Raw genomic sequence first — 26,513 nt, forward strand, 5'->3', positions numbered from 1 at the left:
GAAATCGAACGGCCTTCTTTACCGGAAAATTGTCGGACTGCCGGATCTGCCCGATCAAGGACAAATGCATGGTCAACCCGGAATCAGCCAATCACAGAAAAGGCTCCGGCAGACAGGTCTCATTCTAGGTTTATAGTGCCACGCCGACCTACACCGACTGGATGAAAGCCCGAATCGACAGTGACGAAGGCAAGAGAATCTACAGCCATCGGATGTCGACGGTGGAACCGGTGTTTGCCAACCTGGAACACAATAAAGGCTTGAAGCGGTTCGGTCTGCGGGGTAAAANAGAAGGTACAAGCTCAATGGCAGTTATATGCCATGGTACACAATATTGAGAAACTGATACCTCAGATCAGGTGATCAAAGGAAATATCAGGATAAGGAGGTCAAATATGCAGTTGTATCGTGAATTATCCATTTTCGGTTGTTTCGATTGTTTCGATTTTTTTGAGCGAAGCTGTGGTTGCTGATTTTCAATGGCTTTGGGATATGAAGGAAATATCCGCTCCGAAAATAGTTTTTCTACAGTCTCGTTAGCCGCAATAGAGTTCTATGCACCAAGGAGAAACATGACTAGAAATTCAAATCCTCTTCGCTATAGCTATATATCGAAAGATGCATCAAAAGCAAATTTTCAAAATAAAAACTTTAATAAAACAGAGAGTTACAATTCCAAGTTCATTGAAACCAAGTTTGTTAACACTTCATTCGTAGGATCCAAGTTTAAATTTTGCAATATGAGTCAGGCCATATTTGATGACTGCTTAATTCAAGGGGCTTTGTTCAGGAAATGCATCTTGTCTGGAGCTCGATTTAATCGCTGCATCATTATTTCAACTCAGTTTGATCGTACGAAACTGAGGGGTTGCGTGATAGAAAATTCAATAGTTTTGTCTTCACCACTCGGAGATGGATTTAGTAAAAACAATCTAATTTCGACTGAGGTCATTCAAGGTTATTATCCAGAGACCGGGTTTAGTGAAGAGCTTTTGCATCGTGCTGAGTTATTGAGAAACAATCAGTTTATTAACAGATCATCCGTATTGCACCGCAAGAAAGGCAGGCTAAATACTATTTCCTTAAAGTGGCTCGCTGATGAATTCGGCGAGTCATTTTTAATACAAAACCTTCCGTTATTGGAAAGCCTTGTTGTTAAGGATTTCCATACTTTGAGCTACCTAAAAGTGATATTGCATAAGCTAAGCCTTAGTGATAGTGTTGTTCAACCCGGCCCACTACAGCATAGAAAATACCTACGTGAGCATGCAGAGACTTGTCTACGGACCGACGCGGGTTGAACGTCAATGCGCTTATAATGTTTGTGGAGGTGATGCCTATGGTGTTGGATTTTATGACAGTTGCAGCATTTGTTTTACTTTGTGCCTATAAACTTGGACTAACTCTCCTTTCTATGTCTGCTAGTGTGGTTGCCAGCCCAAAATATAGTAAATTCCTGCAAGAATCGGCTAACAAGTCAAAGCACTCGGACTTGATAAAGCTGTCACCTTTTTTGTTCCAAAAAATCCGCCAACTTCACCAAGCCGGTGTTTGAGGCGTTGAAGCTGTAGAAAAACCCCACTCAACCGCCTCTCTGCGGTAAAATCCTTGGCAGCCGCGAGGGCGCGATATGCCAAGGCACAAACATTACGATTACAACCAGACTTCGATGGCGCTGATCAATTTTGAAGAACAAATTCAGCTAGGTACATTCGAGTATGCCCTGCATCACTTGATATCAGATCGGCTGGATTTACCCCCTCTCGATGACTCGTACTGCAATGATGGCAAGTCCGGTGGGTGATCTTGCCCCGCTTTAACAGCCCGACCAGGGACAAGGACCCCAAGAGGGCATGCAGCCCGGCAAATTAACAAGCCGAGTGTAAAAACCGCTGCATTCCAACGCAGGAGCATTGGAACGAGATAAAAATTTATCCATCCACACCGAGTTCACCCAGCGTAGCTGGCTACAGAATGCCCATCTGGGCGAGCCGGTATGAGCCGCAACGGCCGACCCGGCCGGGGCATGGATGCCCCGCCAGCTCAGTTGGCACAGGGATGTGCCATCTGAGCGGGGTCGAATAGCCGTTGTCGGTGAATACCGGAGATACGAGCCCAGTCGGGCAAAAGCAGGGGGAGGCCCGCCCGGCCGGGGGACAAGGTCCCCCAAGAGGGCATGCAGCCTGGCAAATTAACAAGCCGAGTGTAAAAACCGCTGCATTCCAACGCAGGAGCGTTGGAACGAGATAGACGCCAGACGCCGGACTCAGATCCGATCGCGGATCGCCAGGCCAATCATTCAGCTCGCCAGCAGGCGATCTATATTGGCCGCTGTCAGCTCAATAATCCGCTGCCGCGCCTGCGGAGAAATCCAGGCATTGTGCGGTGTCACCATCAAATTCAGCCCCTGCCCAAGGGCATCCAGCAGTGCATGCCCCTGCACCGGCGGCTCTTCCGGCAACACATCCACCGCCAGGCCACCCAGACGACCATCACGCAGCGCCTGCAGGCAGGCCACTTCATCGATAATGCCGCCACGGGCGCAGTTCACCACCAGACAGCCAGGGCGAATCTGTTGCAGGCGTTCGGCATTGAGCAAATGACGGGTATCGGCGTTCAGCGGACAGTGAAAACTCAGCACATCCGCATGGGGCAGCAACTGATCCAGGGTTGGGCGGTCATCCTGCTCGGCACCCGGCCGGGCACAGAAACTGACTTCCATACCAAAGGCGCTGGCCAGTTTTGCCACGGCACTGCCCAATACTCCGGACCCTACCATCACCAGACGTTTGCCCAGCAACTCGGTGGTGGAATGATTAAGCAAACAGAAAAACGGGCTTTGTTGCCAGGCACCGTGCTGAAGATCGTGCTGATAAGCAGGCAGCCGCGCGGCCAATGCCAGCATCAACATCAAGGTATGCTGGGCCACCGAGGCGGTGCCGTAGTTCAGCACATTCATAACCGGCAGCCCCAGTGCGCGGGCGGCATCCATATCAACGTTATTGGTGCCGGTCGCCAGAATCAGAATGCCTCGGCGATTCACCATCACCTGTGCTGGTATTTTCACCTTGTTGGTAATGATCAGGTCAGCATCACCAAGATGCTCATCCAGCTGCTCCGGGCTGGTGGTGCCATACACCCGCAGCTCACTGACGCGGCTGCGAATGGGCTCCAGATCAATGCCATCGCCCATGGTGTCGAGATCCAGCAAAACCGCTTTCATGCCTGTATTCCTTGCCAATAAAAACGCCATGATAGCGCCCGGCACGGGCTGAATGGAAATCGAAAGAAAGGATAAAAAGGCAATAAAGACAAGTTAAAACTTTATAGAAAAAGATTTAAATAATCACTCTAATCATTTGATAAAAAACAAAAACTGGATTTATTTAAACCCGATCAGTTAAGGGATTCTCAACACTGAGGACATCATGATCATCTCCAGCCAAAGCCTGATCATCGATTGCTGAATTTGCCCAGCGCAGCTGGCTGCACCATGCCCATCTGGGCGAGCCGGGATTCACCGCAATGGCCGACCCGGCCGGGGCATGGATGCCCCGCCAGCTCAGTTGGCACAGGGATGTGCCATCTGAGCGGGGTCGAATAGCCATTGTCGGGGAATTCCGGAGAAACGAGCCCAGTCGGGCAAAAGCAGGGGGAGGCCCGCCCGGCCGGGGGACAAGGTCCCCCAGGAGGGCAAACAACCTGGCCAATTAACAATCGCTGCAGATCGAGCGACTGCTACTTAACCGATCAACATCAGGGCATAAGCCGTTTTTTGTTCAGAGCAGTCAATGCGTCAACACGCAATCACTCTTCTGGCATTTCCAGAGCCTGAGGAGACACGATGATGCCGTTGTTGTCGGCATAAACGTAGTGACCTGGCTTGAACACCACACCACCGAATTTCACATCCACGTTGATATCACCGATACCACGCTTGTCGGTTTTCAGCGGGTTGGTACCCAGCGCCTGTACACCCAGTTCGGTTTCCATGATCACGTCAACGTCACGAATGCAGCCGTAAACGATGATGCCTTCCCAGCCGTTTTTCTCGGCTTTTTCAGCCAGCATGTCACCCAGCAGGGCGTGGCGCATGGAGCCGCCGCCATCAACCACCATCACTTTGCCAGTACCGTTGGTGTCCACCAGCTCTTTGACCTTGGAGTTGTCTTCGTGGCACTTCACGGTAACGATTTCACCACCGAAAGAGTCGATACCGCCGTAGTTGCTGAACATAGGTTCAACCACTTGCACCAGCTCCGGGTAGGCATCACAAAGATCAGGGGTAACGTATTTGGTCATGGTTTTTGGCCTTTTATGTGAGTTTGGGGCGGTTATAAAACATCTGGTCAGACCACACCACCCCACTTTAGACCAGCATGCCCCCTGCTTTGGCCAGTCAGGCCATTCGGGGGCAACGCCGACGTACGCTCAGTCGGCAAATTCCGTGACGATCTGACAGGCTTTTAACCACACCAGCAGACGTGGCCAGATTTCCTGCTGGGCAACATCACCGTTCACCAGCGCGTTGCTGTCGAGGTCAGAACCAAACACCAGATGCTCACGCAAGGCTGAGGCGGCGCTACCCGCTTCAGAATCCATAACGGGCAACTCCGCTGCGTCCTCGACGTCGTCGGTGCCATTCTCCGCTTCCGCCATGTTCTCTTCGGCAGCATCGGCAGTAACACTCGGGCCCGCGGCATCACTGGCGAGGCTGCCATACAGATCAAAGAAACGCTGGCAGGCGTCGGCCGGAGCCAACTCGTCAGCGGCACCGGAAATCATCAGCAGCGGCAAACGAGCAGAACGCCAGCCTGGCAGCAACAGGCGTTTTTGCTCACGCAGCTGCCATTTGCCGAACAGGCCCTGACGACGCAGGTATTCGTTGACCACACCCACCGGTTCGTTTTCCGGGCCTTTGCCGGCTTTTTCGCCGTCAATTTCGCCTTTGATTTTCATCATGGTACGCAGACTGACGCCACTGAGTGGCAGCCACATAAACCACTGACGTTTGAGCACCTGGGTGCCAAACAACACGGTGCCCGCGCAGTTATCAGGGGTCAGCAGACTGGCGGCCACCGCCGTTGCCAGCGCCAGACCACCCAGCGAATGCCCCAGCCACAGCGGTTTACGACCGGTCTGCTCCTGCACAAATGCGTTCACTGCCGGAATGTCGTAACAGGCGCATGCCTCGGCAGTGTTCTGCTGGTATTCCTTGTTGCGTGGTGAATAACCATGGCCACGCATTTCCATCAGCCAGACATCAAATCCCTGATCAACCAGCCAACCGGCCAGCCCCTCGCCTTGCAAACCCAACCACTGATTCCGGTTCTGGAAGGCACCGTGCACCAGCACTAGCGGTTGACGGGAACCCGGTGCAGGCTGGGCCTGACCAAATCCCGGACTCAGGTGCGAAACCGCAATCTGCACCGTCTTGTCACGGTCAGTATTGTGTTTGACGAGGTAAATATCGTCCGCGTATTGCCCCAGACTTTCGGCACGGGCCAACGTAACGGGAAACAGCTCACTGCTGCTTTTCATGAACAACGACTCCAGGCCAAAAACCGGCCTTTATATTCTCTCGGGGTTTTTCAGATGCTGGACACAGGGTGTAAGCAGAGCCTGTGCAATAGACAAGTCAGTCCAGTGATGACGACATGTGAACTGGCGCGCAGTGTACAAGAAGATACCCGGCGGGGGGCAGCCCCCGCCGGTATCAGGATGACAGTTTTTTAGTGGGCTTTGTCAGCGAGGAAGAACCAGGTATCCATCACCGAATCCGGGTTGAGGGAGACGCTGTCGATGCCGTGTTCCATCAGCCAACGGGCGAAGTCTGGATGGTCCGATGGGCCCTGGCCACAGATACCAATGTACTTGCCCTGCTTCTTGCACGCCTGAATAGCGTTCTCCAGCAGGATCTTGATCGCCGGGTTACGCTCGTCAAACAGGTGGGCAATGATGCCGGAATCACGGTCCAGGCCCAGGGTCAGCTGGGTCAGGTCGTTGGAACCAACCGAGAAACCATCAAAGAACTCGAGGAACTGGTCGGCCAGAATGGCGTTGGCTGGCAGCTCACACATCATGATCAGGCGCAGGCCATTTTTGCCACGTTCCAGACCATTTTCCTTGAGCAGACCAATCACCTGCTCCGCTTCGCCGAGGGTACGCACAAACGGCACCATGATCTCGACGTTGGTGAAGCCCATTTCATCACGCACCTTGCGCATGGCACGGCATTCCAGCTCGAAGCAGTCGCGGAAGTTCTTGGAGATGTAACGGGAGGCACCGCGGAAACCCAGCATCGGGTTTTCTTCTTCCGGCTCGTACAAACGGCCGCCAATCAGGTTGGCGTATTCGTTGGATTTGAAGTCGGACAGACGGGTAATCACGCGTTTTGGCCAGAACGCCGCCGCCAGCGTGGCGATGCCTTCCACCAGTTTTTCCACGTAGAAATCCACCGGACCAGCGTAACCGGCAATACGGCGTTCGATGGTAGGTTTCAGCTCTTCTGGCAGATGATCAAAGTTCAGCAGGGCTTTTGGATGCACACCGATCATACGGTTGATCACAAACTCCAGACGGGCAAGGCCCACACCTTCGTTCGGCAGCGCCTGGAAGTCGAAGGCACGATCCGGGTTGCCAACGTTCATCATGATCTTGAACGGCAGATCCGGCATGGAATCAACGCTGTTGGTGCGAATATCAAAGTCGAGCGCACCTTCGTAGACGTAACCGGTATCCCCTTCCGCACAGGACACGGTCACTTCCTGACCATCCTTGAGGGTTTCGGTCGCGTCTTCACAACCAACCACCGCCGGAATACCCAGTTCGCGCGCAATAATTGCGGCGTGACAGGTACGACCACCACGGTTGGTCACAATCGCGGCGGAACGCTTCATCACCGGTTCCCAGTCCGGGTCGGTCATATCCGCTACCAGCACGTCGCCTTCCTGCACCTGATCCATCTGGTCGATGTCGTGCACGATACGAACACGGCCCTTGCCAATGCGGTGGCCAATACTGCGGCCTTCGGCCAGCACTGTACCGGTTTCCTTCAGCAGGTAACGCTCCATAACGGTTTTGGAGGCACGGCTTTTTACGGTTTCCGGACGCGCTTGTACGATGTAAAGCTTGCCGTCGTCACCGTCTTTGGCCCATTCGATATCCATCGGACGGCCATAGTGTTCTTCGATGATCAGCGCCTGACGCGCCAGGTGCGCCACTTCGTCATCGGTAATGGAAAATTTCAGGCGATCGGCACGATCCACGCGCTGGGTTTCGACCGAACGGCCCACGGCGGCCGATTCGGAGTACACCATCTTGATGGCTTTGGCACCGAGGTTACGACGCAGAATCGCCGGGCGATCGGCGCGCAGGTTGTTCTTGTGAACGTAGAATTCATCCGGGTTTACAGCACCCTGAACCACGGTTTCACCCAGACCGTAAGAGGCGGTAACAAACACCACCTGATCAAAACCGGACTCGGTATCAATACTGAACATCACACCGCTGGAGGCAGTTTCACTGCGCACCATACGCTGTACACCAGCGGACAGTGCAATTTTGCTGTGATCAAAACCCTGATGCACACGGTAGGCAATGGCACGATCGTTAAACAGGGACGCGAACACATCACGAATGGCGTGCAGAACGTTTTCGATGCCAACAATATTCAGGTGGGTTTCCTGCTGACCCGCAAAGGAAGCATCCGGCAGGTCTTCTGCGGTGGCCGAAGAGCGCACGGCTACGGCCATACGTTCATTGCCTTCCTGCAGGCGCGCAAAGGCTTCGCGAACCGCGGCTTCCAGCGCTGGCGGCAGTGGTGCATCCAGAATCCAGCGACGAATGGCGCTACCGGTATCGGCCAGCAACCGCACGTCATCAACATCCAGGCCTTCGAGTACATCGTTAATACGTTCGGCCAGTCCTTCGTGGGACAGGAATTCACGATAAGCATCGGCTGTGGTGGCGAAACCGCCGGGCACAGTGACTCCGGTGCTGGCCAGGTGGCTGATCATTTCGCCGAGAGAGGCATTCTTGCCGCCAACGCGTTCTACGTCAGCCATCCCGACCTGATCAAACCAAAGTACATAGTCAGTCAATGTTGTTCTCCTGTACCATCACTCGTTCTGTTATTTGCCGCAATTTCGGCCAGCAGGTGAAAAAGTCCAACCCGGACTAACCTGAAACTGGCTGCGGACTGAATCCGCCCGATCGCTCTGAGGGGGCCCGTAATACCGGCGCCCGGTATGTCCCGGACCAGGCGCGGCGTAATACTAAGTGCAGGTTTACCAAATTTCCATATGAAGCGATACGCCTACTTTATCTCTGATGGCACCGGCATCACGGCTGAAATGCTGGGGAACAGCCTGCTTGCCCAGTTCGAATCCATTGAGTTTGAGCGGGTCACCTACCCGTACGTCGACTCGGCAGAGAAAGCCCGCAAGGTGGTGGAAGAAATAAACCGCAACTCAGCCGATGAAGCGGTAGCGATTATTTTCGACACCATCATCAATAAAAGTATTCGCGCTATTATGGACGACGCAATCGGTTTGAAAATTGACATTTTCGGGGCATTTCTCGATCCAATGGAAAAAGCCCTGAGGGTGGAATCGTCCTACAGCGTGGGTAAATCCCACTCTGCCAAGGATACCGGCTACCTGAATCGTATCGAATCCATCAACTTTGCCCTCGCCAACGACGACGGCGGGCGTAATCGTCACTATAAAGAAGCGGATGTGATTCTGGTGGGCGTATCGCGCTGCGGTAAAACCCCGACCTGCCTGTATCTGGCGATGCAGTTTGGGATCAAAGCGGCCAACTATCCGCTGACCGAAGACGATATGGAAAGCATGAACCTGCCCGCCGCACTGGCACCGTATCGCAAGAAACTGTTCGGCCTCACCATCGACCCCGACCGCCTCGCCGCCATTCGCAACGAACGCCGCGCCAACAGCCGGTATGCGTCATTGAAGCAGTGTTACCACGAAGTTGATGAAGTTGAGCAGCTGTACCAGCGCGAACAGATCCCGTTTATCAGCACCACCGACCGCTCAATCGAAGAAATCTCAACCCGCATCATGGCCGAAACCGGCCTGCACCGCCGAATGCGTTCCTGAGCAGGCCGCCTGATGTCGGGCGTCGGGCGTCGGGCGTCGGGCGTCGGGCGCGATTTTTTGTGGGCATAAATGCCCACCCTACAACAGAGCATCTATTTACATCGATTTAACCCACCGAAGGTGGCCGCCCAATGCCCATCTGGGCGAGCCGGGATTCACCGCAACGGCCGACCCGGCCGGGGCATGGATGCCCCGCCAGACCCGTTGGCACAGGGATGTGCCATCGGGTCGGGGTCGAAAAGCCGTTGTCGGGGAAGACAGGGTAAACGAGCCCAGTCGGGCAAAAGCAGGGGGAGGCCCGCCCGGCCGGGGGACAAGGTCCCCCAAGAGGGCAAGCAGCCTGGCCAATTAACAAGCCGAGCTGGCGTCGGACGTCGGGCGTCGGGCGTCGGGCGTCGGGCGTCGGGCGTCGGGCGTCGGGCGTCGGGCGTCGGGCGTCGGGCGTCGGGCGCGATTTTTGTGGGCATAAATGCCCACGCTACAACAGAGCATCTATTTACACCGATTTAACCCACCAAAGGTGGCCGCCCAATGCCCATCTGGGCGAGCCGGGATTCACCGCAACGGCCGACCCGGCCGGGGCATGGATGCCCCGCAAGGCCCGTTGGCACAGGGATGTGCCATCGGGTCGGGGTCGAAAAGCCGTTGTCGGTGAATACCGGAGAAACGAGCCCAGCAGGGCTAAGCAGGAGGAGGCCCGCCCGGCCGGGGGACAAGGTCCCCCAAGAGGGCAAGCAGCCTGGCCAATTAACAAGCCGAGCTGGCGTCTGGCGTCTGGCAAGCAGCTTCTCATCAGAAGCCAGCCGCCAGCACAAACAAAAACGCATGCCGAAGCATGCGTTTTTTACCATCACAGCGCCAGAACGAATCAACCTTTAACCGCCGCCACAAACGCAATTTCCACCAGCCAGGATGGATCAGCCAGCTCAACACGAACACAGGCACGGCTTGGCGCACACCCTTCTGGCAGCCAGGCATCCCACACTTCATTAAAGGCCGCCAGATTGGCGAAGTTGGTGATATAGATGGTGGCAGACAACAGGCTGCGCTTGTCAGTACCGGCCCGAGCCAGCGTCGCTTCAGCCTGCGCCAGAATCTGGCGTGCCTGGGCGGCCATATCCGCTGCGTCACCTTCCGGCACTTCCACAAAATGGGCAATACCGTTGTAGATGGTGACGTCAGACCAGCGAACTTGCGGGTTGATACGTTCAATATTCATACAAGAATGTTTCCGAATTTCGTAAATACAAGGCAATTGTAACAGTGCGGCACGGAGCGTCCGGCCCCGCTGCGTCAACGTCATGGTTGGTTACGACCAACGCAATGGCGCACCGGTCAGCATCAGACAAAAGCAGGCACCCGATTCCAGCCCACAAGGCGTGCAGGCCCGCCGTCAGTTACTTCAACCGTGGCCCCCACCAACTGGCCACCGGCGGCCACGCTGTAATCCAGACACCAGGCATGCGCATGAGTTTCCGGCTCACGGAAATGGCGCTGCCAATAATGACCAAAAAACAGCGGCACATCATCGTGATATTCAAACTCGGCCGCCGCCGTCAGGACTTCACTCATATCATGCCCATGCAACAAGGCTGGCGGCACGGCAAACGCTCCCGGCGACCCCTTGGCCAGTTTCCACCAGTTGATACGGGCGCGGGTACGGCGCTTGCCATCCTTGTCTTCAAAAAAGACATCGGCTGGCAATTGGGTTTCCGGGCCTTTTAACAACACCTCAATGGCATCGTAGATCAGCCCTTTTTCGCCATATGCCAGTAACACATCGTCATTCAGTCGCTCTGAAGTTAACCAAGGCTCCAGCAACTGCATGGATGGCTGATGCCAGCAGGCATGAATCACCCGCAAGGCGCCGGTATCCAACCACAATGGCAAGGTACGGAAGAAATCCAGCGCCTCGGCATGGGCTGCCGAACCAAACGGAAAGGCCGCCAGAAAGGCTTCATGCTGGTGGCGATTGACGTCGTTGTGTGGACGTACAAACCCACCACCCGCTTTGGGCTTGGCAAAACACAATGCGTTAAATTCGTGATTGCCCATCACCACCACCGCATCGCCACCATCGCGCATGGCACGCACCAGCTCCAGCACGCGCCGTTGCTGCGGGCCACGATCAATCAGGTCGCCCACCAACAGCAACTGGTGGCCGTCCTGGCGGTATCCCCGACCATGCGGCTGATACCCCATCTGTTCCAGCAAACGCTCCAGCGCGTCGGCATGGCCATGGATATCCCCCACAATGTCGAAGTAGCGGTGAGTCATTTGCGGTTGTTCCAGATACGCGCTACCGCGCGATCAGTGCCCAACGTTGCCACCACCACGCAGCAAAGTCCTGCGAGGGTAAAGACAACGCCCGGCATCAGGCTGGCAAGCAGACCGGCATAAATCGCCACCAGCACACAACCGGTTGCCAGTACCAGAAACAGCAGGCCAACCACCATCAGAATCTTGCGGAACGAGGGTTTGTATTCATAAGGGCCGTTGCCGCTATCCAGCGAGTTCAGCAAAGGAGCAAACAACGAACGGAGAGGATTGTTTTTCACATCGATTCCAGTCAGGCAAATTTGATCATGCCTGTACCTTAACGCGTTGATTCAAAAGGGCCAACAGGATTTGACCGGATTACCCGACGACCTTGCGCCGGGCAATCCGCAGAGCACTTATGGTTTGTTGTTGGATGCCAGTGCAGCATCAATCAGGTCCTGACCAATCACACCGGAAAACTGCTTCCAGACAGGACGCATGGCCTGTACCCATTGCATACGCTGGGACGGTGTCAGGGTCATCACATTGGTTTCACCACTGGCAACAATACGCTCACGGTCCTGGGCGTTTTCTTCCGCCGCCTTCTGGTTACCCCACTCGATGGCTTCATTCAGGGCAGCTTCCAGTTCCGAACGCATGGCGGTTGGCAATTTATCCCAGAACGCGGTGGAGGTAATCACCATGTAATCCAGCACACCGTGGTTGGTTTCGGTGATATGCGATTGCACCCGGAAAAAATGGGTTGTGTAGTTGTTGGACCAGGTATTTTCCTGGCCATCAATTTTTTTGGTTTCCAGCAGATTGAACACTTCACCGAATGGATACTTCTCAGCACGTGCACCAATCACATTAAACTGCGCATCCAGAACATCCGAACTCATGATGCGGAACTTCAGACCCGCGGCATCCGCTGGCTGCAGCAGCGGCTGGTTGGCTGACAGCTGTTTCATACCGTTGTGCAGATAACCCAGACCACGAATACCGTGACCTGCCAGGCTATCGAGCAAGCCACGACCGGCCGGGCCATGCTGAAAGCGGTCTACCGCGCCCATGTCATCAAACAGGAATGGCAGGTCGTATACCTGCAGACTGGATGTGTATTTGGTGAATTTGGAAACCGCCGGTGCAGCCATTTCCAGATCACCTTTCAGGATGGCATCCACCACCTGATCGTCTTCATACATCATGGCGCGTGGATAAACCTTTACCACCACCTGACCAGGTAAACGTTTTTCCGCCAGTTCCTTGAACTTCAGAGCCATCTGCCCCTTAGGCGCCTTGCCGGAAACAATGTGGGAGAAACGGATAACAACAGGCTTGGCGGCTTCATCGGCTTGTGCCGGTAAAACCAGACAGACACTGGTCAGAACCAGGGCAGACATACCGACAATAGCGAGTTTGGACAGGCGCGAGCAGCAGGATTTGACGGTTGCAATGAACATTGCAGGCTCTCCTCAAGGGATCGTTATTATTGTTTCCACCGGATGCACAAGATCATGACAATCGGATGGTCAGTTTCTATCGCAATAATCACGCCATTCTGAACACTTCTTCGGAAGTACAGCCAGATACGACCTTTAACAATAGTAAAACTGTTTTAAAAACATACCCTTGTGAGACTTATCCTGCCCGCATGACACATTGATTACAAAAGCCTCAAAAAACTGTAAATGAGTGTTTTATTATCCATTGCTAAATTATAAAAGGGTGCAAATCCACCCATAGACAAATTTCAGCCACTTTACAATTCCGGCATACGCCTATGCCGATCAGTGAAGCAACACACAGCTTTCCTTCTACACGATCTGCACGGCTTGTTAATTTGCCAGGCTGCTTGCCCTCTTGGGGGACCTTGTCCCCCGGCCGGGCGGGCCTCCCCCTGCTTTTGCCCGACTGGGCTCGTTTTCCCGGTTTTCACCGACAACGGCGTTTCGACCCCGGCCCGATGGCACATCCCTGTGCCAACGGGCCTTGCGGGGCATCCATGCCCCGGCCGGGTCGGCCGTTGCGGTGAATCCCGGCTCGCCCAGATGGGCCTTGAGCAGCCAGCTACGCTGGGCACATTCGGTGGTTGATGAGCAGGGGATGGCTGATAGCCACACAACAGGAGACGCACTCTGATGCCGACTGCTGCTTAACGGATCGACATCACGTCAAACGTCCGGTTTTTTCAATAACCGGAACAGGCTGCGCGTTCCACTGACCACCCGTCCCAGTTGCTCTCCCAGCGATGCATTACCCGCCGCCAGTCGGCGCTGGTTGAGCTGGGTATTGATTCCCTCACGGAAGCCCTGATCCAGTTGTATTTCCAGCGCTTCCAGATTCCAGTGTTCAGCACCCGCCGCCGTAACCAATGGCAGTATCACATCCGGCTCCAGCAGCTCGCGGTTGTAGTCCATGGCTTCCTGAATTTTCTGAATCTGCGGATGATTCGCCTGTTCAGCACCAACCGCTGCTTGCCACTGCCCACGGGCAAACAAACGATCGACCTGATTCAACACCACAATCAGCTGCGGACGTTTACGCGCCTGGTTTTGCGGGCAGGCATACCAGTCATCCAGCTGTTTACGAAAAGCCACGTCGGCTTCCCGGGCCGGCTGATTGGCGCGCAACACCCACACCAGAATATGCGCATGAGTCACCTCTTCCAGCAGTTGTTGCTGGCGTTGCGCCTCCTGAGTCAAACCGGGCAGATCCACCAGCTGCATAACGCCAGTGCCATCCAGCGCCCATTCATAGGCCAGCACATCACGAGTGGCTGGCAGCGGGCTGGTTTCAGCCACCACATCCCCCAATAAGGCATTCACCAGGCTCGATTTGCCCGCACTGGTTTGTCCCAGCACCACCACCCGCACCGGCTCAGGGGCAATGGCAGATGCAACTGCTGGCAATGTCGCGGTAGGTAATTCCTCATCCGCGAACCGGAAACGGCCGCTATAAAGGTCAATCGCCACTGCGGCGACATCCAGCAACAAGGCTTGTTTCAGACGCAATTGCAGGCGTTCGTTCACATCACCCAGCACTTTGGCTAACAGCTGGCCCCGTAACTCACTCAACCAGCCAGCGGGTGTGGTCACACGTGCCAGCCGCCAGGTGTTCCAGAGCCAGCCACCAACCTTGCCAGCCTGGCCAAAACGATCCCGATTGACCACGCCACCCCGAATCACCGCACAGGAAAGGTGTTCAATCCCCGGCACATTGGCTAGCAGCAGACGTCGATAACGACGACTGACTTCTTCACTCATGCGCAACAGTTCCGGTACGGAAAACCCCCACTCGCTTTTGCCGTACAGACGTGCCGCCGACGCCACCAGCTGCCAACCATGCTCCTGCAGATCTTCCCATTCACCGGCCGTCGCCAGACGCTCATCAATTTCAGCCTTGAGTGCCTCATAGGCCTGTTGTTCACGCTGCCCCCAATCGGCTGGTGGCTCAACCAGCGGCACAACACCATCAAGACGACTGCCATTGGGAGCCCTCTGGCGTTTGTCCTGATGTTCAAGCCACCACCACAAGGGCAACAGCAGCAGGGTTACAGCGGCCACCGCAATCGCCAGCGGCAACCAGTACTGGTCGCGAATTACCAGCCACAAGCCAAAACCGGCCAGCACCAATACCGGTAATAAAAACAGCAGGGCTGCCAGCAACCAGCGTCTGGCCAGCCCTGTTTCAGTGGGTGTTGTCATGATCGGTTACTCGTTTGATGGAACGGAAAGCCTCGCGGTACAGCGCCTGAATATCGGCATCCTGCACCGGTTGGCCATGCTGGCGCTGATAGAGGTAATAACAGGCAACACGACCGATGGCGTAGGTGCTGGCAAATGACAGCGCCGCCGAGGTCGCAGCACCCACCGTCTGGCCGTACACCGGAATCAGCTTGCCCAACTGGCGCGCGCCGAGGCTGCCCAGATACTGCATGCTGAAACCCGCGCCCAGCGTACCCACAAACTCCGCCAGCTGCTGTCGGCTCCAGCCAGAACCGTAATAACTGGCGAGGCGATACAGCATCCGCCCCTGCACCGCCGGAACCGCGACCAGCCCCAGAGCGGGCAAGGCGTCAGCAGCACCGGCGCTACCGGCATACCAGAGAATTTCGCGGCGATACTGCAAAAACTGCTGTTCTTCACGGCTGCCCTGCTGTTGTTGCTGCACCACCAGACTGACCATCGGCAACAGCTTGCACAGCGCGTCCACCAGCGGCTCATAACCCTCAAACAGGTTGGAGTCCGGTACAAAATCCACCGCCACAGATTCAAACGGAGCGGGCCACAGCGCCGCCAATTGCTGACGTTGTAATGTTTGCAAGGCATCACGCTCGGCGGGGTCATACTGCCCGGAGCAGGTTTGCACCAATAACAGCTCTTTGATGGTGCCATCCGCACGAATCTGCCGCAGGGCATCCAGCACCGCCTGCTGGTCGGTTTCACCGGTATTCATCACCACCAGCAGGGCATGACTGCCCTTGCCGAGGCTGGCGATATCCTCCGCAGCGGAATAACCGGCCTCTGCCAGACCACGGGTATCGAGAAAACGCAGCAAAGGTTGCTGCAGGGGAAAATCGTAAACACTGGACGATTGGGTACAGGGGCGAAAGCCGTTACCAATCTCGGCCCGGCTGTCGCCGGTTAACACCTGAATCAGGGTCGATTTGCCCGCCCCGGTTTTTCCCAGCAGCCACAATGTGGGTAATTGTTGTGCCCACGCCGCCCCGGCCTCGGCTACCTGCGGTGCTTCTTCGGGGTTCAGAAAACGGTAAACACGATCCAGCCAGCCCATACATCACCTTTTTGTTCACCCCGCCGACATTCACCAGACACTGGTGAACCCCGCAAGGTTCAGATATCCATCATTGCCGGAAGTATTGCCCAGCGGCAGGCAGCAGAGCCAGCATTCTGGCAACAGTGTGACCCGGCCAATCGACCAATCGCTACTGGCTTACCCAGCCCCAACCGGATTATTGTTGCCGACCGATCACAAACATCCCGGTGGTTGTTAATTCCATTTCACAAGCAGGACGCCCTATGAATCCCTATATTGACGTGGTTGGTCAGGGCCAGCCGATGATTCTGGTACACGGTTCGTTTGCCACCACCTCCACCTGGAAAGGCATGGTGAAACAACTGGCAGAACATCACCTGTGTATTCTGGTGAAATTGCCCGGCCATGGTGGCAGCCCGGATATTACCGACACCAGCAATGCCAATGTCGAAACCGAACTGGCCATTATCGAACAGGCGTGGCGCGACTATGCCAACGGTGAACCCGTGCATCTGGTCGGGCATTCCTTTGGTGGCGTTGTTGCACTGGCACTGGCGCTCAAGGGTTCTGTTCCGATTCGCCAGCTCACCCTGTTTGAACCGGTAGCCGCCTGGTTATTGCCACAAGTGGAGGATCATTTTGCTTATCAGCAGGTGATGGATTTTGTCGCCGATTACCAGGATGCACTGGAACGCAACGAACCGCGTGCTGCAGGCCGTGTGGTGGATTTCTGGGGCGTACAAGGCAGCTTTGCGACCTTGCCGGAACACATTCAGGACAGCCTCGCACCACTGATTCCACACAACCTGCGCCACTGGAAAATCTGCCAGAACGTGCCCTGGGGCGTGCGCGAAATCCGTCAGCTGGCCATGCCGGTCCAACTGATCTGTGGTGGCGACTCCAACCCGGTAACCCACCGGATCGCCGAGCATATTGCGCGTCTGGCACCCAACGGCAGCAAACAGCAGGTCGCGGGTGCCAGCCATATGCTGGTAACCAGTCACGCCAATGAATGTGTTGCCGCCATGATGGCCGACTGAACAGGCGTCACGTTCGCCTCCCCCATCCCTCCGCGTTAACCACTCCGACAGCCCTTTCGCAGGCTGTCGGATTCAATGTCACTTTTGTCGCAGCCTAAACCATTCTCATTTCATAAACAGGCTAGCGTGGCACACCTTCCCTGCACTGAGGTGTGCTGTGACGACCAAACATTACTGGACGGGTGTTTCGCTGGTGGTTGGCTCGGCGGTGATCTGGAGTACCGCTGGCTTGTTTATCCGGATTGCCGATGTTGATGTCTGGACGCTGGTGTTCTGGCGCTCAGCATTTGCGGCTCTTGCCATGGGCGCGGTAGTCGCCTGGCAACAGCGAAATCGTCGACAACGAGCAGCCCGTTCTCCGCAGCTGGCACTGCAGTATCGGCCGTTGCGATTTGGCAAACCGGAGCTGTTATCCACCATCAGCTCCTGCGCAGCCTCGGTGTTTTATGTGTTTGCGCTGGAATGGACCAGCGTCGGCAACGTCATGACGGTATACGCCAGCCTGCCGTTTCTGGCCGGGCTATTTGCATTCCTGTGGCTGAAAGAAGCCGTCAGCCAACGCTTTCTGCTGGCCGGTCTGCTGGCGTTAATCGGCGTATCCATCGCCATGGGCGGCTCGGTCAGTACCGAGGATACCCTTGGCTATCTGGCGGCACTGGCCATGACGGGTTCATTTGCCATCCAGCTGGTACTGGCGCGCCGTTATCGTGAACTCAACACCACCTTCTGCACCCTCACCGGTGCGCTGTTCTCCCTGCCCATCGCCCTGCCCTTTATGCCGCTGGAAATACCGTCGGCACAGGCACTGTTTGGCTGCGCCATGTACGGCATTTTCAGCACCGGCGTGGGGTATCTGCTGATTCTGGCAGGCAGCCGGATTATCGGTTCAGCCGAAAGTGGCCTGATTTCCATGCTCGACGTGGTGCTGGCACCCATCTGGGTGTGGTGGTTGCTGAATGAACAGACCAGCGCCCAGACCATGATTGGCGGCAGCCTGGTATTGCTCGGAGTGTTCTGGTTCCTAGGAGGCAATATGCAGCGTCAGCATCAGACACAGGTTCAGTAACGGCCAGCAAATCCGCAACGCCGATCAGTCGGCGTTCTTACGCGTAGTTCCCACATCGGATGGCGGCATAATCGGCACAGCATGTTAATTGGCACAACCGTATGCCCTCTTGGGGGACCTTGTCCCCCGGCCGGGCGGGCCTCCCCCTGCTTAGCCCGACTGGGCTCGTATCTCCGGTATTCACCGACAACGGCGTTTCGACCCCGGCCCGATGGGCATGGTGCAGCCAGCTACGCTGGGCAACGTCAGCAATCCACGATGAAGCTACTGCTCGGAGAATGAATCACACACGTAGTTTGATGACAGCACCTCCCACACCCACCACGCACAACCCCGCAGCCACTCTGGCTCGATATGTCATTCACGACATTTTCGTAAAAGTCTTTATCAACCAAACCCGGATTTTGGTCATCTGGAGGTCTTTTTCTGGCAAGTCGCCTCCAGGCAAGGGGCGTACGTTGTTATTTGGCCAGTTTGTAAGGCCGATCTTCGCGCAATAACAACAAAACAAGTCTGGAGTAACATCTATGAGCGCTACTAACCGCGGTGTGGTCTATAAGGGCCCGGGTGAAGTTGCTGTTGAATCCATCGCATTCCCGGAACTGACACTGGGCAACCGCAAGTGCGACCACGGTGTCATCCTGAAGGTGATCACCACCAACATCTGTGGCTCCGACCAACACATGGTGCGTGGCCGTACTACCGCACCGTCCGGTCTGGTGCTGGGTCACGAAATCACTGGCCAGATCATCGAATGTGGTCGTGACGTCGAATTCCTGAAGGTCGGCGATTTTGTTTCCGTACCGTTCAACATTGCCTGTGGCCGCTGCCGCAACTGCAAAGAAGGCAAAACCGGTATCTGTCTGAACGTAAACCCTGCCCGTCCGGGTGCCGCTTACGGCTACGTGGACATGGGTGGCTGGGTAGGTGGTCAGGCCGAATACGTCATGGTGCCGTACGCCGACTTCAACCTGCTGAAATTCCCGGATGCTGACCAAGCGCTGGAAAAAATCCGCGACCTGACCCTGCTCTCCGACATTCTGCCAACCGGTTTCCACGGCTGTGTGACCGCCGGTGTAGGCCCAGGCTCTACCGTGTACATCGCCGGTGCGGGCCCGGTTGGTCTGGCTGCTGCTGCGTCTGCACAACTGCTGGGTGCTGCTTGTGTGATCGTTGGCGACATGATCCAGTCCCGTCTGGACCAGGCACGCAGCTTCGGCTGTGAAACCATCAACCTGAAAGAAGATGGTGATATCGAAGACAAACTGGAACAGATCCTCGGCGAACGCGAAGTGGATTGTTTCGTAGACTGCGTAGGTTTCGAAGCTCACGCCTGTGGTTGCAACTCTCACGTTGAAGCCCCGGCTACCGTTCTGAACTCCGCCATGTCCATCACCCGCGCCGGTGGTCAGATTGGTATTCCAGGTCTGTACGTGACTGAAGATCCGGGTGCCGTCGACGACGCCGCCAAGAAAGGTGCTCTGAGCATGCGTTTCGGTCTGGGCTGGGCGAAATCCCACTCTTTCCACACTGGTCAGTGCCCGGTAATGAAGTACCACCGTCAGCTGATGCAGGCGATCCTGTTCAACAAGATCAAGATTGCTGATGCGGTTAACGTACAGGTGATCAGCCTGGACGAAGCCCCACAAGGCTACGCAGATTTCGACGGCGGCGCCGCCAAGAAGTTTGTGATCGACCCACACAGTGCTGTAACAGCCTGACACTCAGGCGTTTGCTGGTAACAGCAATCAGGATTTATTCCCGAACCCGGTTCGGGGATAAATCCCCTCACTCCCGAATTTCTGACAGTCGTTTCAACCATTCTGCACCGACAGGGCTCGTGCAGCCCGAACAACCGCACACCAATAACCCACTTTATATCTGAAACCCGTACAGCTGATTCGGGTAATACCGGCAGTCGACCTCCACACCATCCACCACCATTCCCACCAGAATATTCGAGTAACTCTCGACGATGGCTCGGCCGACCAGATCGGTATGAACCTCTGGCAACAGGCAACGATGCCCACCTTCGAAATAGACGCCTTGCAGGGTAACGCCCTTGATATCCCGACCGTGGCAATCCACCACATGGAAATAAAAACTGTGTTCTTCGCGCATCCAGCTCCCCCCTGTTCCAGCCCGACCGTTGCAGGCACTCCTGTAAACTGTAGCGGATTGGCAGGCAGGAACCGGATTTCGCAGAGTATCACCGACGCTTATTCGACGTGAGTGATATCCGCTGCGCTCATATTCACAATACCGTTAAGAGCTGAATAATCGCAGGATGATTGCCACATCAGGATCTGACTCCGGCATCACAGCAACAACCGCTGTCGCCAGATAACAGGCACAAAAAAGCCCGGCGAACCGGGCAAAAAAACCACTGTGAAAAAACCACCAATCACAGCAGAACGGAAGTGGCTGCGCGGGCATTGCGCAGCCGGGCCTCGAACAGGAGAGGTATCAGAGAGATTCCAGGTAGTTCGGCAGAGCCAGAGACAGTTCTGGAATAAAGGTAATGAACATCAGGCACACCAGCATCAGCAGCAGCCATGGGGCACAGGCTTTAACCGCCCAGCCAATGCTCTTGCCGGTGATACCCGCTGTTACGAACAGGTTCAGACCAACCGGCGGAGTCAGCATACCCAGCTCCATGTTCACCACCATGATGATACCCAGGTGAATCGGGTCGATACCCAGCTGGGTAGCGATTGGCAGCAGGATTGGCGCCATGATCAGGATGATGCCGGACGGCTCCATGAAGTTACCGGCCATCAGCAGCAGAATGTTCATCACAATCAGGAAGCCCCAGGCTGGCAGGCCCCACTCAGTAATGGTGTGTGCCAGGAAGTGCGGAATCTGTTCAGTGGTCAGTACGTGAGCGAACAGCATGGCGTTAGCAATGATGAACAGCAGAGTGATACTCACACGGGCAGAATCCTTGATCACCGCAGTAATTTCAGGGTGCGCAACCGACTTGATGATACCCACTGGCAGAATCACCAGGTTACGAACAGTGGCAGCCACCAGAGACTCGCCTTCTTTACGCCAAGGCTGATCTTTCAGAGGACCAATGTCACGGTAACCCCACAGCGCCACCAGGTAAGCGTACACAGCCGCCACCGCAGCAGATTCAGTTGGCGATGCGATACCACCGTAAATAGAACCCAGAACCAGAACAATCAGCAGCAGACCGCCAGAAGCGCTGAACGCGTTACGGGCAATAGTGCCCCAACCGGCAAACGGTTCGGCAGGCAGGTTCTTGCGACGGGCCACAATGTAAATGGTGATCATCAGGATCAGACCAATCAGGATGCCAGGCACAAAACCGGCCATGAACATACGGCTGGCCGATACTTCAGTGGCAGCAGAGTAAACCAGCATCACGATCGATGGAGGAATCAGAATACCCAGAGTACCGGCAGTTGATACCGCACCGGCCGCAAATGACAACGGGTAACCCGCACGCACCATACCCAGCAGCACGATAGAACCTACCGCCGCAACCGTGGCCGGAGAAGAACCGGAAACCGCTGCGAACAGCATACAGGCCATTACCGATGCCATCGCCAGACCACCACGTACGTGGCCGATAGACGCATTGGCGAACTCGATCATACGACGCGCCACACCACCACCGGACAGGAAGGCAGAGGACACAATAAAGAACGGAATCGCCAGCAGGGTGTAGTGCTGGGAAGCCGCTTCAAACAGCTTCAGGGAGATCGATGCCATGGAGTCGTTGGTGAACAACAGAATGGCTGTGATCGATGAAAAGCCCAGAGCAATAGCGATCGGCAAACCGAGCGCCATGCAGATCAGAAGCAGACTGAAAAGGGTAAGTGCGGCCATTATGCTTTGTCTCCGGCGCTGAGGTTGCTGTCGTCGTCATTGTCAGAGAATTGGGATTCCTGATGTTCGTGGAAACCATCGGCTTCGCCTTTCCATACTTGCCAGGCCAGTTCCAGCAAACGCAACACCAGCAGACCAAAACCCACCAGCAGACCGGATACCACCACCCATTTGGGCACCGGCACATCGTCCAGCTTGATACCAATCATGTGCAGTTTGCTCACGTATACCCATGAGCTTTGCAGGAACAGACCGCAGTACACCAGAGCTACACCAATTGACAGCAGCACAACCCACTTGCGGGTATTGGGAGAAAATTTGTCGATCAGAGCATCCACACAAATGTGGGCTTTTTCACGCACGTTCCAGGCACAACCCAGCATCACAAACCAGCCGGACATAATGATGATCACATCCTGCGACCAATGCAGACCCATGTTGAATCCGAAGCGGAGCACCACTTCAAGAAACACCATCAGAGTAATGGCAACCAGAAGGCCGCCTATCAAGATATCTTCCAGACGATTCAGGAACTTCATCATCTGATCTCCTTTTATTGTTATGACCAGATTGGCCGAGGGGAACGAATGAGCTCTATCTAGCAAGGTGAATGCCAACTGATTAACAATTTTCACAAACAGCTGAAATTTCCTCAGCTTAAACATGAAAATTCTTTTTAAATCAGCCAGATACAAGAATTCAGAACGATAGAAATCGAAACTACGGCAAGCGCCGGAGCCAGGCGATCACGGATTGAGTATAGATTTGAGAAGAGACCGGGAAGCGTTCCACCCGGAAAAAAGGACGAATGGGCGGAAATCCACCCATTCCACCACCAAGCACCGGCGCACTCCGGAAATTGGTGGTCTGAATACCCTGCGGAGGGATAAAACCAGGATTAATCAGGGGGTATGACCGGAGCTTTTCAAAAAAGTGCGGAAATATTTCACTAATTTTTCCAACACCAATGATTAGACCAGATTTTTATGGCCGTATATGTCCCATAGCCATCCGGATATCCATAAAACGATCTATGCGAGGAGTAACAATCCCCCCGTTTTACTGCTCCAACTCTCCGCGGATCAAACATGAACAGGGATCGTTCTGACCTATGGGGGGTGGTCCCCCCAACCCGACATAGGCACTGTGTAGTGGTCAACTATTTCCGTACCAGCCGACCCTCCTCCCCCTGTTTCGATTCATGAACCTCATGAATCGTACTGATCACCTGACGGGCATATTCATAACCGTTACTGCGCTGCAAAAATCATCCCCGGTGCCCGTGCTTTCCCGCCCGCCCGCTGGTGCAAATCACCACCGTAGGCGGCGTTTGGACAAGTGCCCACTCTGGCAAGGCGTGAAACGCCATTCAGGAACAGCTGGATCACCAGCCGGTCGACTCTGGGTAACCCCGCGGTTGCCATGAGCCTGGCCATTCTTCCAACAACAGCCAAATCAGGATTCCATCATGATGTCACTGACCATTAACGGCGAACCCGTTGCGCTGGATGCCGCCGCCGATACCCCGCTTTTGTGGGTGCTGCGCGACTACCTCAACCTCACCGGAACCCGCTTCGGCTGCGGGATGGCGATGTGTGGCGCCTGTACCGTGCATATCGATGGCAACCCGGTGCGCTCATGTCTGACACCGGTATCGATGGCGCTGGGCAAGTCGATTTCCACCATTGAAGGCATGGCGAACGACCCGATTGGCCAGCAGGTTCAACAGGCCTGGATGGACGAAGCCGTGGCCCAGTGTGGTTACTGCCAGAGTGGTCAGATCATGAGTGCCGTGGCGCTGCTGAAGACCAGCCCGAACCCGGATGACGCCACCATCGACAGTTTTATGAGCGGCAATATTTGCCGTTGTGGCACCTATCCACGCATTCGCAAGGCGATTCATCGCGCCGCCGGGCAGCTGAATGCCCAACAGAACAGTCTGTTCACGGAGGTAAAAGCATGAAGCCAATGAATCCTTCCGCCGATTTTTCCGGCCTGCAAACCCAGGCTCAGAGCCAATCCGAAGACGCCAGCGAAAACAGCCCGATGCTGCTGGCCAACGTCAGCCGTCGTGGTTTCCTGCGCGGACTGGGTGCCGTCGGTGCGCTGGTACTGGCCGCCCGCTGGGATTTTGCCAGTGCCGAAGAAGCCGCCAAATACGGTGCCGACGCCATGCCTAACGGCTGGGTCGATAATCCGACCGTGTTTATCAGCATTGCCACCGACGGCACCGTCACCATCGTTAACCACCGTGGTGAAATGGGTCAGGGCATCCGCACCAGCGTAGTGATGGTGATGGCCGATGAAATGGGCGCATCCTGGTCACGAGTACAGGTCGAACAGGCCACCGCCAACGAAGAAAAATACGGCAACCAGAACACCGACGGCTCACGCTCCATGCGCCACTGGTTCGGGCCACTGCGCCGCGCCGGTGCGGCCGCCCGTACCATGCTGGAACAGGCCGCCGCCCAACACTGGCAGGTGCCAGTCGCCGAATGTGTGGTCACCGTGCACGAAGTGCTGCACAAACCATCGGGCCGCAAGGCCGGGTTTGGTGAGCTGGCAAGCATTGCTGCCGGTCTGGCGGTGCCAGCCCGCGAACAATTGCGCCTGAAAACCCCACAAGAGTGGCGTTACATCATGCGTGATCCGCAGCAGTTTCCAGCCACACAGGATGCTTCTGCACCATCACCACAGGCCAACCATGCCGCGCAGCCACTGGCCATCGACGGCTGGGACATTGTCTCCGGCAAAGCCCTGTATGCCGCCGACGTACACTGGGACGACATGCTCTACGCCGTGATTGCACGCCCGCCATCGTACGGTGCCGCCGTCAAAACCTACGATGCCAGCAAGGCCCTGCTGGTGCCGGGTGTGGTACAGGTGATTGCCCTCAACACCGCCACCCAACCATCCGCATTTGAGCCACTGGGCGGTATCGCGGTACTGGCCAGCAATACCTGGGCCGCGATTCAGGGGCGTAATGCCCTCAGCATCGAATGGGACTTCGGCCCCGCCGGTGCCAACGCCGCTTATGATTCGGTCACCTACCGGGCCGAACTGGAAAAACGTGCCGAACAACCGGGCGTCGTCGCCCGTTCCGTCGGCGATTTCGGCAAGGCCAAATCCTCGGCTGCTCAGGCGCTGACCGTTAACTACTACGCACCGCATATGGCACAAGCGCCGATGGAGCCCATGGCCGCCGCCGTGCGTATCGTTAATGGCAAAGCCGAGGTCTGGACCTCTATCCAGAACCCGCAACTGGCCAAAATGGGCGTCGCCAAACGTCTCGGCCTTGATCCGGCCAACGTCACGGTCTCCTGTGGCCTGATGGGCGGCGGCTTCGGACGCAAAGCCAAACCCGATTACGTGTTTGAAGCGGCCGACCTCAGCAAAGCCATGAACGGCCGTCCAGTCCGGGTGCAATGGACCCGTGAAGACGACCTCCACCACAGCTACTTCCATACCGTCGCCCTCGAACACCTGTCCGCCACACTGGATAACCACGGCAAGGTCAGCGGCTGGTTGCACCGTTCACTGGCGGCCAGTATTTCGTCGGTATTTGCGCCGAATGCCGATCACCAGTCAGCACTGGAACTGGCACAAGGCATTCGCAACATGCCGTTTGCCATCCCCAATATCCAGCAGGAATCCGGCGCCGCCGAAGGCCATGTGCGGATTGGCTGGTTCCGCTCGGTGTACAACATTCCCCATGCCTTTGCGATTCAGAGTTTTGTTGCAGAACTGGCCTATCTGGCCAAACGTGACCACAAGGACTTCTTGCTGGAGCTGCTGGGGCGCCCGCGCAAGATCGACCCTCGCACCCAGCAAGAAGCCTGGAACTACGGCGAAAACCCCGAGCTGTACCCGATTGATACCGGCCGTTACCGCGACGTGATAGAGCGCGCCACCCGCGAAGCGGGCTGGGGTAAAACCCTGCCAGCCGGACGTGGCCTGGGCCTCGCGGTGCACCACAGCTTTGTGTCGTACTGCGCGATTGTCGCCGAGGTAGAAGTCACCAGCAGCGGCACGGTGATTGTGCATCGCATGGATGTGGCGTTTGACTGCGGCCCGCAGATCAACCCCGACCGCGTGCGCTCCCAGCTCGAAGGTGCCTGTGTCATGGGCACCGGTATCGCCCTGATGACCCAGATTACCGCCAAAGATGGCCGTATCCAGCAGGACAACTTCCACCAGTATCTGGTGCCGCGTATCAACGAAGCCCCACGGGAAATTCACATTCATGCGGTGAACAACCATCTGGAAGTGCCCATGGGTGGTGTCGGTGAACCGGGCTTGCCGCCGGTAGCTCCGGCCATTTGTAATGCGATTTTTGCCGCCACCGGCAAACGTATTCGCACCCTGCCGATTGGCGACCAGCTCAAAGGCTAAACG

General features: G+C 55.9%; 21 protein-coding genes and 1 pseudogene. 9 read left to right on the forward strand and 13 right to left on the reverse strand.

Features of this window, described 5'->3' with window-relative positions; translation table 11 throughout:
• From OUO13_RS20020 to OUO13_RS02220, 3 genes and pseudogenes are all read left to right on the forward strand, one after another.
• A pseudogene (locus tag OUO13_RS20020) lies at window positions 1–363 on the forward strand (transposase); the annotation flags it as partial.
• A 209-nt stretch (window positions 364–572) separates the two neighbouring features.
• Window positions 573–1,301: a pentapeptide repeat-containing protein gene (locus OUO13_RS02215; protein WP_283172212.1), complete on the forward strand. Its 729-nt coding sequence runs from the start codon at window positions 573–575 to the stop codon at window positions 1,299–1,301.
• A gap of 38 nt (window positions 1,302–1,339) precedes the next feature.
• Window positions 1,340–1,555, forward strand: a complete 216-nt coding sequence (locus tag OUO13_RS02220) for a hypothetical protein (protein ID WP_283172213.1) — start codon at window positions 1,340–1,342, stop codon at window positions 1,553–1,555.
• Window positions 1,556–2,299: 744 nt separating this feature from the next.
• Here OUO13_RS02220 and OUO13_RS02225 read toward each other — a convergent pair.
• The 4 genes from OUO13_RS02225 to ppsA all read right to left on the reverse strand — a co-directional run bounded on the left by OUO13_RS02225 (window position 2,300) and on the right by ppsA (window position 8,102).
• On the reverse strand, window positions 2,300–3,223 hold the full coding sequence (locus OUO13_RS02225; protein WP_283172214.1) for an NAD(P)-dependent oxidoreductase: 924 nt from the start codon (window positions 3,221–3,223) through the stop codon (window positions 2,300–2,302).
• Window positions 3,224–3,807: 584 nt separating this feature from the next.
• Window positions 3,808–4,302 (reverse strand): ribonuclease E activity regulator RraA, encoded by a 495-nt coding sequence (rraA, locus tag OUO13_RS02230; RefSeq protein ID WP_283172215.1) that lies wholly within the window; start codon window positions 4,300–4,302, stop codon window positions 3,808–3,810.
• A 129-nt stretch (window positions 4,303–4,431) separates the two neighbouring features.
• The gene (locus OUO13_RS02235; protein ID WP_283172216.1) at window positions 4,432–5,541 is read right to left on the reverse strand and encodes an alpha/beta hydrolase; all 1,110 of its coding nucleotides are present in this window, start codon (window positions 5,539–5,541) and stop codon (window positions 4,432–4,434) included.
• 191 nt (window positions 5,542–5,732) lie between these two features.
• Window positions 5,733–8,102: a phosphoenolpyruvate synthase gene (gene ppsA, locus OUO13_RS02240; protein ID WP_283172217.1), complete on the reverse strand. Its 2,370-nt coding sequence runs from the start codon at window positions 8,100–8,102 to the stop codon at window positions 5,733–5,735.
• A 201-nt stretch (window positions 8,103–8,303) separates the two neighbouring features.
• Here ppsA and ppsR point away from each other — a divergent pair, with 201 nt between their 5' ends.
• Window positions 8,304–9,119: a posphoenolpyruvate synthetase regulatory kinase/phosphorylase PpsR gene (gene ppsR / locus OUO13_RS02245; RefSeq protein ID WP_283172218.1), complete on the forward strand. Its 816-nt coding sequence runs from the start codon at window positions 8,304–8,306 to the stop codon at window positions 9,117–9,119.
• An 868-nt stretch (window positions 9,120–9,987) separates the two neighbouring features.
• Here the strand turns inward: ppsR and OUO13_RS02250 are convergent.
• The 6 genes from OUO13_RS02250 to OUO13_RS02275 form a co-directional block, all read right to left on the reverse strand.
• A complete protein-coding gene (locus tag OUO13_RS02250) occupies window positions 9,988–10,338 on the reverse strand; it encodes a RidA family protein (RefSeq protein WP_283172219.1) in 351 nt (116 codons plus the stop codon).
• 122 nt (window positions 10,339–10,460) lie between these two features.
• Window positions 10,461–11,396 (reverse strand): metallophosphoesterase, encoded by a 936-nt coding sequence (locus tag OUO13_RS02255; RefSeq protein WP_283172220.1) that lies wholly within the window; start codon window positions 11,394–11,396, stop codon window positions 10,461–10,463.
• Window positions 11,393–11,677, reverse strand: coding sequence for a TMEM134/230 family protein (locus OUO13_RS02260; RefSeq protein ID WP_283172221.1), 285 nt, complete (start codon window positions 11,675–11,677; stop codon window positions 11,393–11,395). Before OUO13_RS02260 ends, OUO13_RS02255 begins: the two co-directional genes overlap by 4 nt.
• Before the next feature lie 117 nt (window positions 11,678–11,794).
• A complete protein-coding gene (locus OUO13_RS02265) occupies window positions 11,795–12,841 on the reverse strand; it encodes a DctP family TRAP transporter solute-binding subunit (RefSeq protein WP_283172222.1) in 1,047 nt (348 codons plus the stop codon).
• 711 nt (window positions 12,842–13,552) lie between these two features.
• A complete protein-coding gene (locus OUO13_RS02270) occupies window positions 13,553–15,085 on the reverse strand; it encodes a GTPase family protein (RefSeq protein WP_283172223.1) in 1,533 nt (510 codons plus the stop codon).
• The gene (locus OUO13_RS02275) at window positions 15,069–16,175 is read right to left on the reverse strand and encodes a YcjF family protein (RefSeq protein WP_283172224.1); all 1,107 of its coding nucleotides are present in this window, start codon (window positions 16,173–16,175) and stop codon (window positions 15,069–15,071) included. Before OUO13_RS02275 ends, OUO13_RS02270 begins: the two co-directional genes overlap by 17 nt.
• Window positions 16,176–16,420: 245 nt before the next feature.
• On the opposite strand from OUO13_RS02275, the gene OUO13_RS02280 reads away from it, so the two are divergent.
• The 3 genes from OUO13_RS02280 (at window position 16,421) to fdhA (ending at window position 19,984) form a co-directional block, all read left to right on the forward strand.
• Window positions 16,421–17,197: an alpha/beta fold hydrolase gene (locus OUO13_RS02280; RefSeq protein WP_283172225.1), complete on the forward strand. Its 777-nt coding sequence runs from the start codon at window positions 16,421–16,423 to the stop codon at window positions 17,195–17,197.
• 157 nt (window positions 17,198–17,354) lie between these two features.
• On the forward strand, window positions 17,355–18,263 hold the full coding sequence (locus tag OUO13_RS02285; RefSeq protein WP_283172226.1) for a DMT family transporter: 909 nt from the start codon (window positions 17,355–17,357) through the stop codon (window positions 18,261–18,263).
• 527 nt (window positions 18,264–18,790) lie between these two features.
• Window positions 18,791–19,984 carry a formaldehyde dehydrogenase, glutathione-independent gene (fdhA, locus tag OUO13_RS02290; RefSeq protein WP_283172227.1) on the forward strand — a complete coding sequence of 398 codons (1,194 nt, stop codon included), beginning with the start codon at window positions 18,791–18,793 and terminating at the stop codon, window positions 19,982–19,984.
• Window positions 19,985–20,138: 154 nt separating this feature from the next.
• Here fdhA and OUO13_RS02295 read toward each other — a convergent pair whose 3' ends face one another.
• The 3 genes from OUO13_RS02295 to OUO13_RS02305 form a co-directional block, all read right to left on the reverse strand.
• On the reverse strand, window positions 20,139–20,384 hold the full coding sequence (locus tag OUO13_RS02295; protein ID WP_283172228.1) for a hypothetical protein: 246 nt from the start codon (window positions 20,382–20,384) through the stop codon (window positions 20,139–20,141).
• 345 nt (window positions 20,385–20,729) lie between these two features.
• Entirely contained in the window at window positions 20,730–22,118 is a 1,389-nt protein-coding gene (locus OUO13_RS02300) for a TRAP transporter large permease (protein ID WP_283172229.1), read from the reverse strand.
• A complete protein-coding gene (locus OUO13_RS02305; RefSeq protein ID WP_283172230.1) occupies window positions 22,118–22,660 on the reverse strand; it encodes a TRAP transporter small permease in 543 nt (180 codons plus the stop codon). The genes OUO13_RS02300 and OUO13_RS02305 overlap by 1 nt, the downstream gene beginning before the upstream one ends.
• Window positions 22,661–23,586: 926 nt before the next feature.
• On the opposite strand from OUO13_RS02305, the gene OUO13_RS02310 reads away from it, so the two are divergent.
• A complete protein-coding gene (locus OUO13_RS02310) occupies window positions 23,587–24,081 on the forward strand; it encodes a (2Fe-2S)-binding protein (RefSeq protein WP_283172231.1) in 495 nt (164 codons plus the stop codon).
• Window positions 24,078–26,510: a xanthine dehydrogenase family protein molybdopterin-binding subunit gene (locus tag OUO13_RS02315; protein ID WP_283172232.1), complete on the forward strand. Its 2,433-nt coding sequence runs from the start codon at window positions 24,078–24,080 to the stop codon at window positions 26,508–26,510. The genes OUO13_RS02310 and OUO13_RS02315 overlap by 4 nt, the downstream gene beginning before the upstream one ends.
• The last annotated feature ends 3 nt before the right edge of the window (window positions 26,511–26,513 follow it).

Origin of the sequence: Parathalassolituus penaei (assembly GCF_026626885.1) — a bacterium.
Taxonomy (GTDB): Bacteria; Pseudomonadota; Gammaproteobacteria; order Pseudomonadales; family Oceanobacteraceae; genus Oceanobacter; species Oceanobacter penaei.

Coding starts and splice junctions, on each gene's coding strand:
- OUO13_RS02215 (WP_283172212.1), top strand. CDS start 573: ATGACTAGAAATTCAAATCCTCTTCGCTATAGCTATATATCGAAAGAT.
- OUO13_RS02220 (WP_283172213.1), top strand. CDS start 1,340: ATGGTGTTGGATTTTATGACAGTTGCAGCATTTGTTTTACTTTGTGCC.
- OUO13_RS02225 (WP_283172214.1), bottom strand. CDS start 3,223: ATGAAAGCGGTTTTGCTGGATCTCGACACCATGGGCGATGGCATTGAT.
- rraA (WP_283172215.1), bottom strand. CDS start 4,302: ATGACCAAATACGTTACCCCTGATCTTTGTGATGCCTACCCGGAGCTG.
- OUO13_RS02235 (WP_283172216.1), bottom strand. CDS start 5,541: ATGAAAAGCAGCAGTGAGCTGTTTCCCGTTACGTTGGCCCGTGCCGAA.
- ppsR (WP_283172218.1), top strand. CDS start 8,304: ATGAAGCGATACGCCTACTTTATCTCTGATGGCACCGGCATCACGGCT.
- OUO13_RS02250 (WP_283172219.1), bottom strand. CDS start 10,338: ATGAATATTGAACGTATCAACCCGCAAGTTCGCTGGTCTGACGTCACC.
- OUO13_RS02255 (WP_283172220.1), bottom strand. CDS start 11,396: ATGACTCACCGCTACTTCGACATTGTGGGGGATATCCATGGCCATGCC.
- OUO13_RS02265 (WP_283172222.1), bottom strand. CDS start 12,841: ATGTTCATTGCAACCGTCAAATCCTGCTGCTCGCGCCTGTCCAAACTC.
- OUO13_RS02270 (WP_283172223.1), bottom strand. CDS start 15,085: ATGACAACACCCACTGAAACAGGGCTGGCCAGACGCTGGTTGCTGGCA.
- OUO13_RS02275 (WP_283172224.1), bottom strand. CDS start 16,175: ATGGGCTGGCTGGATCGTGTTTACCGTTTTCTGAACCCCGAAGAAGCA.
- OUO13_RS02280 (WP_283172225.1), top strand. CDS start 16,421: ATGAATCCCTATATTGACGTGGTTGGTCAGGGCCAGCCGATGATTCTG.
- fdhA (WP_283172227.1), top strand. CDS start 18,791: ATGAGCGCTACTAACCGCGGTGTGGTCTATAAGGGCCCGGGTGAAGTT.
- OUO13_RS02295 (WP_283172228.1), bottom strand. CDS start 20,384: ATGCGCGAAGAACACAGTTTTTATTTCCATGTGGTGGATTGCCACGGT.
- OUO13_RS02300 (WP_283172229.1), bottom strand. CDS start 22,118: ATGGCCGCACTTACCCTTTTCAGTCTGCTTCTGATCTGCATGGCGCTC.
- OUO13_RS02305 (WP_283172230.1), bottom strand. CDS start 22,660: ATGATGAAGTTCCTGAATCGTCTGGAAGATATCTTGATAGGCGGCCTT.
- OUO13_RS02310 (WP_283172231.1), top strand. CDS start 23,587: ATGATGTCACTGACCATTAACGGCGAACCCGTTGCGCTGGATGCCGCC.
- OUO13_RS02315 (WP_283172232.1), top strand. CDS start 24,078: ATGAAGCCAATGAATCCTTCCGCCGATTTTTCCGGCCTGCAAACCCAG.